At 61.7% G+C, this 16,715-nt stretch carries 15 protein-coding genes; 9 read left to right on the top strand and 6 right to left on the bottom strand.

Annotated elements, in window-relative coordinates:
• Positions 1-109 precede the first annotated feature (109 nt).
• From mddA to PSH87_RS15985, 4 genes are all read right to left on the bottom strand, one after another.
• Positions 110-901 carry a methanethiol S-methyltransferase gene (gene mddA / locus PSH87_RS16000; RefSeq protein ID WP_305430183.1) on the bottom strand — a complete coding sequence of 264 codons (792 nt, stop codon included), beginning with the start codon at positions 899-901 and terminating at the stop codon, positions 110-112.
• 252 nt (positions 902-1,153) lie between these two features.
• Entirely contained in the window at positions 1,154-1,393 is a 240-nt protein-coding gene (locus PSH87_RS15995) for a DUF6124 family protein (RefSeq protein ID WP_017738965.1), read from the bottom strand.
• Positions 1,394-1,934: 541 nt separating this feature from the next.
• Positions 1,935-3,179, bottom strand: a complete 1,245-nt coding sequence (locus tag PSH87_RS15990) for a saccharopine dehydrogenase family protein (protein WP_026137074.1) — start codon at positions 3,177-3,179, stop codon at positions 1,935-1,937.
• Between the two features lie 28 nt (positions 3,180-3,207).
• Entirely contained in the window at positions 3,208-4,305 is a 1,098-nt protein-coding gene (locus PSH87_RS15985; protein ID WP_017738963.1) for a carboxynorspermidine decarboxylase, read from the bottom strand.
• A gap of 280 nt (positions 4,306-4,585) precedes the next feature.
• Here PSH87_RS15985 and PSH87_RS15980 point away from each other — a divergent pair, with 280 nt between their 5' ends.
• The 7 genes from PSH87_RS15980 to PSH87_RS15950 are packed head-to-tail and all read left to right on the top strand — an operon-like array spanning position 4,586 to position 11,401.
• On the top strand, positions 4,586-5,605 hold the full coding sequence (locus PSH87_RS15980; RefSeq protein WP_305430181.1) for a LacI family DNA-binding transcriptional regulator: 1,020 nt from the start codon (positions 4,586-4,588) through the stop codon (positions 5,603-5,605).
• Positions 5,589-6,593: an ABC transporter substrate-binding protein gene (locus PSH87_RS15975; RefSeq protein WP_305430180.1), complete on the top strand. Its 1,005-nt coding sequence runs from the start codon at positions 5,589-5,591 to the stop codon at positions 6,591-6,593. Before PSH87_RS15980 ends, PSH87_RS15975 begins: the two co-directional genes overlap by 17 nt.
• Positions 6,594-7,412 (top strand): iron ABC transporter permease, encoded by an 819-nt coding sequence (locus tag PSH87_RS15970; protein WP_305430179.1) that lies wholly within the window; start codon positions 6,594-6,596, stop codon positions 7,410-7,412.
• The gene (locus PSH87_RS15965) at positions 7,409-8,203 is read left to right on the top strand and encodes an ABC transporter permease (protein WP_305430177.1); all 795 of its coding nucleotides are present in this window, start codon (positions 7,409-7,411) and stop codon (positions 8,201-8,203) included. Before PSH87_RS15970 ends, PSH87_RS15965 begins: the two co-directional genes overlap by 4 nt.
• The gene (locus PSH87_RS15960) at positions 8,200-9,231 is read left to right on the top strand and encodes an ABC transporter ATP-binding protein (protein ID WP_305430176.1); all 1,032 of its coding nucleotides are present in this window, start codon (positions 8,200-8,202) and stop codon (positions 9,229-9,231) included. Before PSH87_RS15965 ends, PSH87_RS15960 begins: the two co-directional genes overlap by 4 nt.
• Before the next feature lie 9 nt (positions 9,232-9,240).
• Positions 9,241-10,074: a phosphodiesterase gene (locus PSH87_RS15955; RefSeq protein ID WP_124528447.1), complete on the top strand. Its 834-nt coding sequence runs from the start codon at positions 9,241-9,243 to the stop codon at positions 10,072-10,074.
• Between the two features lie 7 nt (positions 10,075-10,081).
• Entirely contained in the window at positions 10,082-11,401 is a 1,320-nt protein-coding gene (locus PSH87_RS15950; RefSeq protein ID WP_305430175.1) for an OprD family porin, read from the top strand.
• Positions 11,402-11,683: 282 nt separating this feature from the next.
• Here PSH87_RS15950 and PSH87_RS15945 read toward each other — a convergent pair whose 3' ends face one another.
• Entirely contained in the window at positions 11,684-12,058 is a 375-nt protein-coding gene (locus PSH87_RS15945; protein ID WP_305430174.1) for a GFA family protein, read from the bottom strand.
• A 166-nt stretch (positions 12,059-12,224) separates the two neighbouring features.
• Between PSH87_RS15945 and PSH87_RS15940 the strand changes: the two genes are divergently transcribed.
• On the top strand, positions 12,225-12,833 hold the full coding sequence (locus PSH87_RS15940) for a LysE family translocator (RefSeq protein WP_305430173.1): 609 nt from the start codon (positions 12,225-12,227) through the stop codon (positions 12,831-12,833).
• Between the two features lie 97 nt (positions 12,834-12,930).
• Positions 12,931-15,219: a 5-methyltetrahydropteroyltriglutamate--homocysteine S-methyltransferase gene (metE, locus tag PSH87_RS15935; RefSeq protein WP_305430172.1), complete on the top strand. Its 2,289-nt coding sequence runs from the start codon at positions 12,931-12,933 to the stop codon at positions 15,217-15,219.
• Positions 15,220-15,358: 139 nt separating this feature from the next.
• Here the strand turns inward: metE and PSH87_RS15930 are convergent, their stop codons facing one another.
• The gene (locus PSH87_RS15930) at positions 15,359-16,513 is read right to left on the bottom strand and encodes a DUF1624 domain-containing protein (RefSeq protein ID WP_305430171.1); all 1,155 of its coding nucleotides are present in this window, start codon (positions 16,511-16,513) and stop codon (positions 15,359-15,361) included.
• Positions 16,514-16,715 lie beyond the last annotated feature (202 nt).

Genomic DNA, 16,715 nt, shown 5'->3' with positions numbered 1-16,715 from the left:
CCCGAGCACCGCAAATCCCATGTGGGAGCTGGCTTGCCTGCGATAGCGGTCTGTCAGCCAGCACATCTGGCCCTGGAAGAACGCCATCGCAGGCAAGCCAGCTCCCACATCAAGATACAGGCTTCTTTTTCCGACACGCAGGCCGGGCGTTCGACCAAGGTAAAACCATGCCGACCGCTTGCTTGTACTGCCGATACTGCTCACCGAACAGCGCCACAAGATCCTTCTCTTCAAAGTAGGCACCCACAAAAATGTAGGCCGTCAGCCCAACCGCAAACAACAGGTGGCCAGCGGTCATGTGCGGCGTTGCCCAGAAGGCGATCAGGAATCCCAGGTACAGGGGGTGGCGGACAATCCTGTAAAGCGATGGCGTTCGGAATATCGACAGCTGTTGTGCCGTGCCACGCCAACGATCAATGGCCTGCTTGAGGCCAAAGAGTTCGAAGTGGCTTATCAGCAACGTTGCCACAAAGACAACCACCCAGCCCAACCAGAACAGGCCGGTCAGCAGCACCCTGGCCCAAGCCGCCTCAACCTGCCAGATGGTGAATGTGATCGGCTGCCACAACCAGAACATCAGCACGAGCACCAGGCTGCTGAGCAACACGTAGGTCGAGCGCTCGGCAACGGGCGGGACGAATGTCGTCAGCCAGCGCTTGAAGCTTTTACGCGCCATCACCGAGTGCTGGGCGCCGAATAACAGCATCAGCAAGCAGTTGATCAAGGTTGCCAGAGGCCAACCGATGAGGGGGCCGGAGTTGATGTGCTTGGGTACGACGACACCGCCTACGAAGCCGATCAAGTAGAAAAACGTGACTAGAAAGACCAGATAACAGCAGGTGCTGAAGACCAGCCCGGCTATACGTGCAGTATGGCCGTTGGCGGTTTTTTGCAGGTTCATGGACGAATCCTTTCGCACATGGTGAGGGGGTAAGCCAATCGATGATTGAACTCTCGCCCTGTCAAGGTTAGCGGGGTTTGAGGATTCGGCTACCTGGGTACATAGAACCCTAGGGCACCGCAAATCCCATGTGGGAGCTGGCTTGCCTGCGATAACAGTGTGTCAGTCAACACATCTGGCCCTGGAAGACCGCTATCGCAGGCAAGCCAGCTCCCACAGTTGAGCTTCGTTGATTTCGAGAGGGTTGTTCGATCAGGTCACCGGATGAGTCTGATCCAGAGCCTTGTCCACCAACAGTTGCACACCTTCAAGCATGCGGCAGATGCCCAGCGCTACGTTGCGTTGGGCGCCATCGACTTCAAAGGCGAGATGGGCGGCGATGTCGTTGAGGCAGGCCAGGTCTTGCGCGGCATTGGCCAGCAGGGTTTCGGTGCCCAGGTCGGGGCGGACGGTGAAGGGGGTTGCGGGGGGATTTGGACTGTCTTTGATCATGGTGGAACTCCGTCGACAAGTGGAGCCGCCAGCGTTCGCGGTCAAACGAAGAGGGTGGCAGCTGTACGCGGGTTGACCGACCGGTTGTCAACGAACCCGGCATACCCGAAGGTATCCCGCGCACAACTGCCGCGACACAATACCTCAGGCACAAAAAAACGCCTAAGACGGGTGCAGGGCGTAGCAGTTCGTTAACAAGGTCGGACGGTCAAATCCGGCCGCTGAATGTGCAGCGACGGCGAGGAGATTATCCAGCGAAGTTCCCAGGGACAACCTGAAAGCCTTGTGGGAAATATCTGAACACCGCAAGCGCCGTTTACCACTGTGCCAGGGCAACACAAATCCCTTGTGGGAGCTGGCTTGCCTGCGATGACAGTGTGTCAACCAACACATCCGGCACTGGAAGACCGCTATCGCAGCGATGCGGCGGCCCGACAAGCCAGCTCCCACAGTTGACCTCATCGGTCGTGAGGGCTTTGCTTGGCTCCAAAAAAAATGCGCCCCTGAGGGCGCATTTTTTTGTTCGGTCCGCTATCGCCTATCAGGCAATCGCATCCCACGCACGATCACCGTGCTCGTCCTTGATCCGCGTCGGCAAGCCCATCACGTCCAGCGCCTTGAGGAACGGCTCGGCCGGCAGTTCTTCGACGTTGGCCATGCGTTGCACATCCCACTCGCCACGGGCCACCAGCAGCGCGGCGGCTACTGGCGGCACGCCGGCGGTGTAGGAGATGCCCTGGCTGTCGGTTTCGGCGAACGCTTCTTCGTGGTCAGCTACGTTGTAGATGAACACCTCGCGCGCCTTGCCGTCCTTGGTGCCTTTGACCAGGTCGCCGATGCAGGTCTTGCCGGTGTAGCCGGGCGCCAGCGAAGACGGGTCGGGCAGTACGGCCTTGACCAGTTTCAATGGCACGACTTCCAGGCCTTCGGCGGTGGTCACCGGTTTTTCGGAGAGCAGGCCGAGCTTGTTCAATACGGTGAACACGTTGATGTAGTGTTCGCCGAAGCTCATCCAGAAACGCACGTTGGGCACGTCGAGGTTTTTCGACAGCGAGTGCACTTCATCGTGGCCGGTCAGGTACAGGTTCTGCGAACCGACGACCGGGAGGTCATCGGTGCGTTTGACTTCGAACATGGTGTTGCTGGTCCACTGGCTGTTCTGCCAGCTCCACACCTGTCCGGTGAACTCGCGGAAGTTGATTTCCGGGTCGAAATTGGTGGCGAAGTATTTGCCATGGGAGCCGGCATTGACGTCGAGGATGTCGATCGAATCAATGCGGTCGAAATGCTGTTGCTGCGCCAGCGCGGCGTACGCGTTGACGACACCCGGGTCGAAGCCCACGCCAAGGATGGCGGTGATGTTCTTCTGTTTGCACTCTTCCAGGTGGTTCCACTCGTAGTTGCCGTACCACGGCGGGGTCTCGCAGACCTTGCCCGGCTCTTCGTGGATGGCGGTGTCGAGGTAGGCCACGCCCGTGTCGATGCAGGCACGCAGTACCGACATGTTGAGGAACGAGGAACCGACGTTGATGACGATCTGCGATTCGGTCTCGCGGATCAGGGCCTTGGTCGCTTCCACGTCCAGGGCGTTCAGCGCGAAGGCTTGGATTTCGGCGGGTACTTTGAGGCTACCCTTGGCCTTGACGCTGTCGATGATGGCCTGGCATTTGGAGATGTTGCGCGACGCGATAGCAATACGACCGAGTTCGTCGTTGTGCTGCGCGCACTTGTGGGCCACCACCTTGGCGACACCTCCTGCACCAATGATAAGAACGTTCTTTTTCAATTGCTTTCTTTCTCCTATATCCGCCAGCTTACGAAAGGCTGGACAGGTAGTCGTCGTAACCAAATTCACGAACCACTTCGACAGTACCGTCGAGTTGTTTCACTACGATGGACGGCATTTTCAGGCCGTTGAACCAATTTTTCTTGACCATGGTGTAGCCCGCGGTGTCGATAAACGACAGCCGATCGCCGATGGTCAGCGGACGATCAAATTGGTACTCGCCGAAGATGTCCCCGGCCAGGCAGGATTTGCCGCACACCATCACGGTGTGTTCGCCATCGCTCGGTGCCAGCTTGGCGTTGAGGCGATAGATCAGCAGGTCCAGCAGGTGGGCTTCGATGGAGCTGTCTACCACGGCGAGGTTCTTGCCGTTGTAGAGGGTGTCGAGCACGGTGACTTCCAGGGAGGCGCTGTTGGTGATCGCCGCTTCGCCGGGTTCCAGGTAGACCTGCACGCCGTACTTTTCGGAGAACGCTTTCAAGCGCGCGCAGAATGCGTCGACCGCATAGTCTTCGCCGGTGAAGTGGATGCCGCCGCCGAGGCTGACCCACTCGACTTTATGCAGCAGCGCGCCGAAGCGTTCTTCGATGGTGCCGAGCATTTTGTCGAACAGGCTGAAATCGCCGTTCTCGCAGTTGTTGTGGAACATGAAGCCGCTGATCTGGTCGATCACGCCTTCGATCTTCACCGGGTCCCATTCGCCCAGGCGGCTGAACGGACGCGCCGGGTCGGCCAGCAGATAATCGGAGCTGCTCACTTGCGGGTTCACCCGCAGGCCACGGGTTTTGCCTTCGGAACGCTCGGCAAAACGCTGCAATTGGCTGATGGAGTTGAAGATGATCTTGTCGCAGTTCTCCAGCATCTCTTCGATTTCATCGTCGGCCCAGGCCACGCTGTAGGCGTGCGCTTCACCGGCGAACTTCTGGCGACCGAGCTTCAGCTCGTACAGCGACGACGAGGTGGTGCCGTCCATGTATTGCTGCATCAGGTCGAACACCGACCAGGTGGCAAAGCACTTGAGCGCCAGCAGGGCCTTGGCGCCGGACTGTTCGCGCACGTAAGCAATCTTCTGCATGTTGACCAGAAGCTTCTGTTTATCGATGAGGTAGTACGGCGTTTTGATCATTTTTGAGAGCCTGCGGCGGTGCCTGCCAAAAAAGGACACGCATTGTGCCCGCACTTGGGGCGAATCGGAAGGTTAGTGGGCGGATTTTGCTGCGCCAGGTTTTTAACTCTACTCGCTGAGTATGACTATCCATAGGTCCACCCCAGCTCCCACAGTTGATCTCCACTTGGCGGGAGAGGGGGGATCTGCACTGCCATGAAAGCGTCATCTGTTCAGCACCGAACTGCCACATTCCCCCGCTACTGTCCTCGCCAATGAGATCGATCTCAAGCGAGTGCCAATGACTGACCTGAAAGACGTTGCCCGACTGGCCGGTGTATCCCGTGCCACCGCCGCCCGGGCCTTTGCTTCGCCGGACCAGGTGCGTCCGACGACCCGCGAGCAGGTGTTCGCCGCCGCCCGTGAGTTGGGGTTCCGGCCCAATCTGCTGGGCCGCCAACTGCGCCTGCAAACCACCCAGTTGATCGGCGTGGTGGTGCCCAACCTGCTCAACCCGGTGTTCGCCGAGCAGTTCCAGGCCATGGAGCGTGCCGCGCGTGCACGGGGCTACAGCCTGGTGCTGGCCACCACCGACTACAACAGCGAGCGCGAAAGCATTGTGGTGGAAGAGCTGCTGCGCCAACGCGTCGATGGCCTGGTGCTGACGGTCACCGATGCCGAAAGCAACGCGGTGCTGAGCAGCCTGAACACCGAGCAAACGCCGTTCGTGCTGGCCTATCACCAACCGGGCAACCCCAACTACAGCGCCGTGTCGGTGGACAACCGCGCCGGCATGGCCTTGGCCACCCGCTATCTGCTGGACGCCGGCCACCGGCGCATCAGCATGGTCGCCGGGCCCGCGTTGCAATCGGACCGCGCTCGCCTGCGCTACGCCGGCTATTGCGATGCGATGCACGAGTACGGCCTCGGCGCGCGCCCGGTGATCGAAATGCCGGCGCACACCCAGGCCGAATTCGCCGCCATCGCGCCGTCTCTGCAAGGCCCCGACGCGCCCACTGCGCTGGTGTGCTCCAACGATTTCCTCGCCATCAGCCTGATCGCCGAGCTGCGCCGCAACGCCTGGAATGTCCCCGGGCAACTCTCGGTGATGGGCTTCGACGGCATCAGCCTCGGTACGCAGATGCACCCGACGCTGTGCAGCGTGGTGCAACCCATCGCGCTGCTCGCCAGCACGGTGATTGACCAACTGCTGGCGCAGATCGCCGGCCACGCACCGATTTCCCATTGCCTGCCTTGCCACATCCGGCCCGGCGAAAGTACTCAACCCCGTGAGGAGACCCCTGATGCGCGCATTCAGTAAAACCCTGGCCGCCGTGCTGCTGTGCGGCGCGGCCAGCCTGGCCCAGGCCGCCGACACCGCAATCTGCTACAACTGCCCGCCGGACTGGGCCGACTGGGGCACCCAGCTCAAGGCCATCGCCGCCAGCACCGGCGTGCAGGTGCCGCTGGACAACAAGAATTCCGGCCAATCCCTCGCGCAACTGGTCGCCGAGAAAGCCGCACCGGTGGCCGACGTCGTCTACTACGGCGTGACCTTTGGCCTGCAAGCGCAAAAAGCCGAGGTGGTCGGCACCTACAAACCCAAGGGCTTCGAACAGATCCCTGCGGGCTTGAAAGACCCGGCCGGCCACTGGTTCGCGATCCACTCCGGGACCTTGGGCATCATGGTCAACGTCGATGCCCTCGGCGGCCTGCCGGTGCCGCAAAGCTGGGCCGACCTGCTCAAGCCTGAGTACAAAGGCATGGTCGGCTACCTCGACCCGTCCAGCGCCTTCGTCGGCTACGTGTCGGCGGTGGCGATCAACCGCGCCCTGGGCGGCGACCTGGACAACTTCGCCCCGGCCATCGACTACTTCCAGAAACTGGCGAAAAACGCCCCCATCGTGCCCAAGCAAACCGCCTATGCGCGGGTGCTGTCCGGTGAGTTGCCGATCCTCGTGGACTACGACTTCAACGCCTACCGCGCGCGCTACAAGGACAACGCCAACGTCGCCTTCGTGATCCCCAAGGAAGGCAGCATCAGCGTGCCCTACGTGATGAGCGCCGTGGCCAACGCGCCGCACCGCGCCAACGCCGAGAAGGTCCTCGACTTCGTCCTCTCGGATCAAGGCCAGGCACTCTGGGCCAAGGCCTACCTGCGTCCGGTACGTCCGGTAGAAATGCCGGCCGAGGTCGCCGCACAGTTCCTCCCCGACAGCGACTACGCCCGCGCCGGTGTGGTGGATTATCAAAAGATGGCCGCCGTGCAGGAAGCGTTCGCCGCCCGTTATCTGAACGAGGTCAAGTAAGTGGCTGCATCGGCAAAACAGGCGGCCTGGGCGCTGGCCCCGGCCTTCGCAGTGCTGCTCGCGTTCTGGCTGTTGCCGCTGGCGCACCTGGTGCTGCTCGGTGCCGAGAGCCGCGACAGCAACGGCAGCGGCTACTGGCAAGTGCTTAGCAGCACGCAGTACCTGGGCAGCCTCGCGCAAACCTGCGCGCTGGCGGTGTTTGTCACGCTCGCCGCGTTGTTGGTCGGGGGTATCAGCGGGGTGTTCCTTGCGCGCCAGCAGTTTTTCGGGCGCTCGGCGTTGGTGGCGCTGCTGACGTTTCCCCTGGCATTCCCGGGTGTGGTGGTGGGCTTCCTGGTGATTCTGTTGGCGGGGCGCCAGGGCTTGTTCGCGTCGCTGGGCCTTCAACTGGCCGGTGAACGCTGGATTTTCGCCTACTCGCTGGCCGGGCTGTTTGTCGGCTACCTGTACTTCTCGATCCCCCGGGTGATCCTCACCGTGATGGCCGCCTGTGAAAGCCTCGACCGCAGCCTGGAAGAAGCCGCGCACTCCCTCGGTGCCGGGCATTGGCGCGTGGTGTGCGACGTGATCGTGCCGGGCCTGGCGCCAGCGTTGGCCTCCTGCGGGGCGATCTGTTTTGCCACGTCCATGGGCGCCTTTGGCACGGCGTTCACCTTGGGCACGCGGCTCAACGTCACCCCGGTGGCGATCTACAACGTGTTCACCAACTACGCCAACTTCGCCGTCGCCGCCGCGCTGTCGGTGGTGCTCGGCGCGCTGACGTGGGCAGTGTTGCTGCTCACCCGGCGGCTGGTGAAAAACGCGGGGACCGTCCTGTGAAGCGCTCATCGTTGTTTGTGCTGCAACTGCTGTTCACCTTGCTGGTGTGCGCCTTCATGTTGGTGCCGGTGCTGATGTCGCTGCTGGCTGGGCTGACCCGCAACTTCTTCGTCGGCGTGTCCAGCGGCCTGACCTTCGACTGGTTGATCCAGGTGTGGCAGGCCTACTCGCCGACGGTGTGGCTGTCGCTGCAACTGGCCCTGGCCTGCGCGGTGTGCGTCTGCGTGATTGGCGTGCCGGCGGCTTACGCCCTGGTGTGCATGAACAATCGCTTCAGCCGCGCCTTTGAAGAGCTGATGGTGCTGCCGGTGGCCATGCCGGGCCTGGCCAGTGCGTTGGCGCTGTTGCTGACCTACGGCCAGTTCGGCGGCTTTCGCAGCAGCTGGTTGTTCATTCTCGTTGGCCATGTGCTGTTCACCTTGCCGTTCCTGGTGCGCCCGGTGATGGCGGTGATGCAACGCCAGCAATTGCCGGTGCTGGAAGAGGCCGCGGCCAGCCTCGGTGCGGGGCCGATCAAGCGCTTTTTCAGCGTGGTGGTGCCCAACTGTCGCGCCGGGATTCTCGCCGGCGTGCTGATGGTGGTGACCCTGTCCCTGGGTGAATTCAACCTGACCTGGATGCTCCACACGCCGATGACCAAGACCTTGCCCGTGGGCCTGGCCGACAGCTACGCCTCGGCGCGCCTGGAAATCGCCAGCGCCTACACCCTTATCTTTTTGCTGATGATCGTGCCGCTGCTGATTGCGTTGCAGGCCATCAGTGCCCGTTTGTCCCGTGGAGAGCGTCGATGACCGCTATCACTATCCGCCTGCAAGGCTGTCGCAAGGCATTCGCCGACGGCACTGTGGCCGTGCATGACCTGGACCTCACCGTCAGAGGCGGCGAAACCCTGGCGATTCTCGGCCCGTCCGGGTGTGGCAAGACCACCACCTTGCGCCTGATCGCCGGCCTGGAACGCCCGGATGTGGGCCAGGTGTTTTTCGGTGATCAGGACGTAACGCGCCTGCCCATCGAACGCCGCGACGTGGGCATGGTGTTCCAGAACTACGCGCTGTTTCCCAACCTGGATGTGGCGGGGAATATCGTCTACGGCTTGAAGATTCGCGGCGTGCCCGTGCAGGAGCGCAACCAGCGCTGCGAGGAATTGCTGGAGCTGGTGGGCTTGCAGGCTCACGGCCCGCGCAGCATCCATGAATTGTCCGGCGGCCAGCGCCAACGGGTGGCACTGGCCCGTGCCTTGGCGCCGCGCCCCAAGGTGTTGCTGCTGGATGAGCCGCTGGCGGCCCTCGATGCACAACTGCGTGAACGCCTGCGCAGTGAACTCAATGAGTTGCTGCGCGGGCTGGGCATCACCTCGGTGTTCGTCACCCACGATCAGGGCGAAGCCATGGCCCTCGGTGATCGCATCCTGGTGATGGAGCGAGGCCGGGTTGCGCAGTTGGCGAGCCCGCGCGACATCTACCAGAAACCGGCCAACGCCTTCGTCGCCGGCTTTGTCGGCAACCTCAATGCCTTTGCGGTGATCGCGCCGTCAGCCCATGGCTTGAAAGTCTGCGGCGGCGAGTTGCCGTGGCACGAAGCGAGCCTGCCCAACACCCTGTACTGCCGCCCGGAACACCTGCGGGTGATGGAGCGCGAAGGGCACCTGCACGGCCATCTCGTCGCGCAGTTTTTCCAGGGCGCGCAAAGCCGCCTGCTGGTGGATGTCGGCGCCCCGCAACCGCTGCTGGTGGACAGCAGCGACAACCAGTTGTACGCCGTCGGCGCGCCGATTGCCCTGGCGATTGCGCCGCACATGTTGTTCACCCTGAATGCTTAAGAATCTATGTTGAATCGTCCGTTCCTCGTTGCGCAGATCAGCGACCTGCACCTCAAAGCAGGCCAGCGCCTCACCTACGGTGTGGTCGACACCCTGGGCGCCTTGCGCCGTGCCGTCGACCACCTCAACGCCAGCCAGCCACGCCCCGATATCGTGGTGATCAGCGGCGACCTGGTGGACTTCGGCCGCGCCGATGAATACGCCGTGCTGCACCCCGAACTCGCGCGCCTGCACATGCCGTGCTACCTGGTGCCGGGCAACCACGACACGCGCGGGCCGTTGCTCGAGGCGTTTCGTGATCACCCCTACTTGCCGGCCTCGGCAGACGGCCCGCTGGATTGGGTAGTGGACGACCATCCCCTGCGCCTGATCGGCCTGGATTCCACCATCCCCGGCGGCCACGGCGGGCAGTTGCTGGACAGCCAGTTGCATTGGCTGGATGCGCAATTGGCGCTGCGGCCTGACGCGCCGACCTTGCTGATCCTGCATCACCCGCCGTTTATCAGCGGCATCGGCCATATGGACCGCGAGCCGTTCATCAACGCGGCGGCGCTGGAGCACGTGGTCGCCCGCCATCCGCAAGTCGAGCGCCTGTTGTGCGGGCACTTGCACCGGCCGATGCAGCGGCGTTTCGGCGGCAGCCTGAGTTGCGTGTGCCCCGGCACCTCGCACCAGATCGTCCTGGATCTACAAGAAGCGGCGCCCGCGCATTTCAACCTGGAGCCGGCGGGCTATCTGTTGCACCGCTGGCAGGCGCAACAGGGTTTGATCAGCCACAACGGCGTATTCGGGGACTACCCGGGGCCGTACCCGTTTTATGACGCCCATGGATTAATTGACTGAGGTTGTGATGAAAGCCACTTTGAATGTGTTAAGCGTATTGACCGGCGGCCTGGGCATTGCCCTGAGCCCCTTGGCTTCGGCGGATTTCCTGAGCGACAGCAAAGCCAACCTGAGCATGCGCAACTTCTACTTCAACAACGACAACCGTGACGGCACCGCCGCACCGTCGAAGACTGAAGAGTGGGGCCAGGCCTTTATCCTCAACTACCAATCGGGCTTTACCGACGGCACCGTCGGCTTTGGCCTGGACGCGGTGGGCATGCTTGGCATCACCCTCGACAGCAGCGCCAGCCGCCACGTCGGCAGCTCGATGATCCCCAACGACGACGGCAAGGCTACCGACAACTGGGCCCGTGGCGGCGCCACGGCCAAGGCGCGTTTTGCCAAGAGCGAACTGCGCTACGGCTACCTGCGCCCGAACCTGCCGATCCTGGTCAGCAACGACGGCCGCCTGTTGCCGCAATCCTTTGAGGGTGGGCAGATCACCAGCAAAGACATCGACAACCTGACCCTGATCGGCGGCCAACTGCAACACACCACCGGCCGTGGCTCCAGCGACCGCAGCGGCCTGGCAGCGGCGGGCGGCACCCAGGAAAGCAACAAATTCAACTACGCCGGTGCCGACTACCAGGTGAACAAGGACCTGCTGGTCCAGTACTACTACGCCAACCTTGAAGACTATTACCAGCAGCACTTTGCCGGGCTGATCCACGTGTTGCCGCTGGGTGACTACGGCTCGTTGAAGACCGACCTGCGTTACTTCAAGACCACCTCTGACGGTAAAAACAGCACCGCCGCCGGGCGTGCCGAGGGCTACAAGCTCGGTGGCTATACCAAGAACGGCAACGGTGAAATCGACAACAACACCTGGAGCGCGGCGTTCATCTATTCCCTGGGCCCGCACGCCATCACCGCCGGTTACCAGCAGGTGTCGGATAACAGCAACTTCGCCCAGCTCAACCAGGGTGGCCTGGTGAACAAAGGGGAGGGCGGTTCCAGCCTGTACCTCTACACCGACCGTACCGTGCAGACCTTCATCCAGGCCGGTGAACGCACGGCCTTTGCCCAATACGCCTACGACTTCGCGGCACTGGGCGTGCCGGGTCTGAAGGCGTCGATGATCTACCTCAAGGGCGATAACATCCGCACCGCCAGTGGCAAGGATGCCAGCGAGTGGGAGCGGGATATTTCTTTGGACTACGTGGTGCAGAGTGGCACGTTCAAGAACGTCGGTTTTGGCTGGCGCAATGGCGTATCACGCAGCGAAGTGGCGCGGGACCAGGATCAGAATCGGGTGTTTGTGAATTATTCGATTCCGTTGATGTAACCAGGCACCCCCAGACACAACTGATCCCTGTGGGAACAATCAACCCTCTGTGGGAGCTGGCTTGCCTGCGATAGCGGTCTACCAACCAATATTTTTTTAGCTGACCCACCGTCATCGCAGGCAAGCCAGCTCCCACATTTTGAGCTGTGTTGCTGGGGAGAGAGTGTCCGGCCGGAAATCCCCCAGGCACTGCTGATCCCCTGTGAGAGCTGTCGAGCTTTAGCGAGGCTGCGAAGGCGGCGGCACTGCTGGTAGAGATGTCGCCTGGCCCACCCTTGATCTTCATTCAGCCCATATCGCCTTCGACTCAATGCAACTGTGCGCCTGTTTCAGCGGGGTAAACGGGGTGTCGAGCGTGCCCAGCGCAATCGAAACCCACTCTGGATAAAGCCCCTTGGCGTCCTGCCAAAACAGCGATGACCCGCACACCAGACAAAACTGGCGAGTGGCCCCCGGTGAGGATTCATAGCTTTTCAGCGCATCTGCAACCGCCCGGATACTGACGGCCGATCGCAGCACACTGGCGTAACTGGCAAACGCAGCGCCATGGCTTTTCTGGCATTTGCGGCAATGGCAGTGGGTGACGGCTTTGAGCGCGGTCGAGACTTCATAAGTGACTGCGCCGCAGAGGCAACTGCCTTGGGTAACGGTATCCATGTAGGTTTCGATCCTGAAAGAAGCAGGCAAACACTATACCCGTGGCGAGGGAGCTTGCTCCCGCTGGGATGCGCAGCATCCCCAAACAGGGCGCAACCACAAACGTACAAGAATCCCCCCACCCCCCTCAGTAGACTCGCCCCACTTCCTCTACTGCAGGTTCTCCATGGACATCTTCCTCTACGCCTTCAGCGTCATGTACAGCCCTGGCCCAGTGAATTTCATGGGCCTCAACGCTGGCCTCACCGGCCAGTTCCGCCGTTCCACCGGTTTTTTCATCGGCGTGGGCAGCGCAATGCTGCTGTTGTTTGTGCTGTTCGGCTACACCGGCGAGGCGATCATTTCCCAAGCGGCATTGCCGTATATCTCGCTGATAGGGGGCGTGTACACGTTGTACCTCGCCTATCAGGTGTTCACGGCGCGCACGGTGGTGGATGAGACAACTGCAACCACGCCCGTCAAAACCCTCACGTTCTGGAACGGCCTGGTGATCCAGTTGCTCAACCCCAAGGGCATCATGGCGGTGTTGCCGATCACCAGTGTGATGCTCCCCGCAGCGCATATCACCGGGGTGTCCATTGCCCTGGTTTCGGCGGTGCTGGCCTTTGGCGCGTTCGGTGCACCGTGGCTTTACGCGTTGCTCGGGGCGCTGCTGGGGCGGCGGATCAACGGCACGTCGGCGTTTACGCTGTTCAACCGGTGCATGGGGGTGGCGCTGGCGGTGTGTGCGTATTTCATGTTTCACGCGTTCTATATCCACTGGATCGCAACATGAGTAGATCTTGTTATGATCTAGAATAATATGAGTTTGTCTCACTATCGCTGTGTGCCGACAATAGCTGCCATACATAACGACATCGGAGTTGTAAGTCATGGCAGTCGCTCATTCCCTGGGATTTCCGCGCATTGGACGCGATCGTGAACTGAAAAAAGCGCAGGAAGCGTTCTGGAAGGGCGAGCTCGACGAAGCCGGCTTGCGGGCCGTTGGCCGTGACCTACGCAAGACCCATTGGGACCTGCAAAAACAAGCCGGCATCGAGTTGCTGCCGGCCGGGGATTTCGCCTGGTACGACCAGGTGCTGACCCACTCGCTGATGTTTGGCGTGATCCCCGAGCGCTTCCGCCCGGCCGACGGCCAAGCCACCCTGCACACCCTGTTCGGCATGGCCCGTGGCGTCAGCGACAGCTGCTGCGGCGGCGCCCACGCCCAGGAAATGACCAAGTGGTTCGACACCAACTATCACTACCTGGTGCCTGAATTCAGCGCCGACCAGCAGTTCCACCTGGGCTGGGATCAACTGTTCGAAGAAGTGCAGGAAGCCCGCGAACTGGGGCACAACGTCAAACCCGTGGTGATCGGCCCGTTGACCTACCTGTGGCTGGGCAAGGCCAAGGGCGCTGATTTCGACAAGCTGGACCTGCTCGATCGCCTGCTGCCGCTGTACGGCCAGATTTTCCAGCACCTCGCCGACCTGGGCGTGGAGTGGGTGCAGATCGACGAGCCGATCCTCGTGCTCGACCTGCCGCAAGAATGGAAAAACGCGTTTGAGCGTGCCTACAACCTGATCCAGCGCGACCCGCTGAAAAAGCTCGTGGCCACTTACTTCGGTGGGCTGGAAGAGAACCTCGGCCTGGCCGCCAACCTGCCCGTCGATGGTTTGCATATCGACCTGGTGCGCGCACCGGAACAGTACCCGACCATTCTCGACCGCCTGCCGGCCTACAAAGTGTTGTCCCTGGGTGTGGTCAACGGCCGTAACGTCTGGCGCTGCGACCTGGAAAAGGCCCTGGCCACCTTGCAGCACGCCCATGACAAGTTGGGTGACCGCCTGTGGGTTGCGCCGTCCTGTTCATTACTGCACACCCCAGTGGACCTGGCCCGCGAAGACAAGCTGGATGGCGAGCTGAAAAGCTGGCTGGCGTTCGCCGTGCAGAAGTGCGCCGAAGTGGCGGTGCTGGCGCAAGCGGTCAACGAGCCTGAAGCCTCCAACGTGTTGGCAGCCTTAGTGCAAAGCCGTGCGGTGCAAGCCTCCCGTGCCGCTTCGCCGCGCATCCATAAACCTGCGGTGCAAGCCCGCGTCGCAGCCATCACGGCGAAGGACAGCCAGCGCCAGTCGCTGTTCGCCCAGCGCATCGAGAAACAGCGCGCCGGCCTCAACCTGCCGCTGTTCCCGACCACCACCATCGGTTCGTTCCCGCAAACCGCGTCGATCCGCCTGGCACGCCAGTCGTACAAGGCCGGCAAGTTGAGCGAAGCCGAATACGTCGAAGCCATGCACAGCGAGATCAAGCACGCCGTCGAAGTGCAGGAAAACCTCGGCCTGGACGTGCTGGTACACGGTGAAGCCGAACGCAACGACATGGTCGAGTACTTCGCCGAGCAGTTGGACGGCTATGTCTTCACCCGCTTTGGCTGGGTCCAGAGCTACGGTTCGCGCTGCGTGAAACCGGCGCTGATCTTCGGCGACCTGAGCCGCCCGAAAGCCATGACGGTAGAGTGGATCCGCTACGCCCAAGGCCTCACCCACAAGGTGATGAAGGGCATGCTGACCGGCCCCGTGACCATGCTGATGTGGTCCTTCCCACGCGAAGACGTGAGCCGCGAAGAACAGGCGCGGCAACTGGCCCTGGCGATCCGCGACGAGGTGGTGGACCTGGAAGCCGCCGGGATCAAGATCGTGCAGATCGACGAAGCGGCGTTCCGCGAAGGCTTGCCGTTGCGCCAGGCGCAGTGGCAGCACTACCTGGACTGGGCCACCGAAGTGTTCCGCCTGTGTGCCTCGGGCGTGCGCGATGAAACCCAGATCCACACGCACATGTGCTACAGCGAGTTCAATGATGTGATCGAAAGCATCGCGGCGATGGATGCCGACGTGATCACCATCGAGACCTCACGCTCGGACATGGAGTTGCTGGACGCGTTTGAAGCCTTCGCCTACCCGAACGAAATCGGCCCGGGGGTGTATGACATCCACTCCCCACGGGTGCCGGATGCGTCGGAAATGGCCAACCTGTTGCGCAAGGCGGCCAAGCGGATTCCAGCTGAGCGCTTGTGGGTGAACCCGGATTGCGGCTTGAAAACCCGTGGCTGGCCGGAGACGGAGGCGGCGTTGATTCATATGGTCACGGCAGCCCGTCAACTGCGTGCCGAATTGGCATAACACCGCCTGAACATGTGGCTGTGGGAGCTGGCTTGCCTGCGATAGCATCACCTCGGTGTGTCTGATGTACCGAGGCGCCTGCATCGCAGGCAAGCCAGCTCCCACACAAGCCAGCTCCCACAGAAGAGCAACCGAGTGTTTAGAGGTATTTGAGCCAAGCCAGGTCGCGGCGTCTTGCTTTGAGCCCGGCGAACCAGCGCACTGGCGGATACAGTGCAATCGGCAACAGCAACGCTATCAACCACACCGCGCCAATGCCATCGAAGCCAAAATAGCTGCCTTGATTGAGGCCAAACAACGCAACACAAGCCACATAGAGGACTTTCAACACATACAGATGCAGCAGATAAAAGAACATCGGCGCCGCCCCGAACGTCGCCAGCATGCCAATCCAGCGCTTTTGCCCCGCACGCTCAAACGCCAGCAACAGCAGCAACCCCATCCCCAGCGTCAACGCCAGGAACAACAGCGAAGGCGGATACTTGGTCACGTTGAAAAAACTCATCAGCGTCTGCACACCACTCTCATACGCCTGCCAGGGCTTCTCGCCGTAGCCATTGAGCGCACGCAACAGCACAAACCCAACCAACGCCCCCACGCCCGCCAGCGCCAGGTAGCGCTGACGCGACGCCGGCTGCACGCCATTGGCAAACCACGGGCCCAGGCCATAGCCCAAGGCAATCACGCCAATCCACGGCAACACCGGGTAGGTGATGCGCAGGCGCAGGCTGTCGCCCACGTCGATCCAGCTGCGTTCATGCAGGATCGCCCAGCCGTTTTGCAGCAGCGAACCCGGTGCGAAGTGCAGGCCATCCAGCAGGTTGTGCCCGGCAATCAGCGCAATCGCCACGGCGATCAGCAGCGGACGCGGTAGCCATACCAGTGCGGCAAGGGCGAGCATGCTCACGCCAATCGCCCAGATCACCTGCAGGTAGATCACGCTGGGCGGCAGTTGGAAGGTCCATGCGAAGTTGACCAGGGTGAATTCCAGCACCACCAGGAATAACCCCCGCTTGAACAGGAACGCCGATACGTCGCGGCGGCCTTGGTATTTCTGGCCGTAGAGCCATGCCGACAAGCCGGTGAGCAAGACAAACACCGGGGCGCACAGGTGGGCGAGGGTGCGGCTGATAAACAGCGCAGGCTCGGTGCTGTCGATGCTCATCGGGTCGCTGACCTGGCGGTGCAGCAGGAAGGTTTCGCGCACGTGGTCCAGCAGCATGAACAGGATCACCAGGCCGCGCAGGGCGTCGATGGAAAGCAGGCGTTGGCGTAGGGGAGCAGCGTCGGGCATGGGCAAGGGTCGCAGGGTAGGGTGAAAGTCGGGTGTTATCGTATAACATTAATCTGCCTGTTGCCGGTTTCTGCGCTGTGCACCGATCAAAACTGTGGGAGCGGGCTTGCCCGCGAAGGCGTCGTGTCAATCGCCACAAATGCTGGCTGATCCACCGCTATCGCAGGCAAGCCAGCTCCCACATTGGGCCGCGTCGTCTGCT

This window comes from Pseudomonas sp. FP453, from assembly GCF_030687495.1.
Taxonomy (GTDB): domain Bacteria; phylum Pseudomonadota; class Gammaproteobacteria; order Pseudomonadales; family Pseudomonadaceae; genus Aquipseudomonas.
The sequence above is the reverse complement of the archived record's forward strand: the minus strand, read 5'-3'. Positions and strand labels throughout refer to the sequence as shown.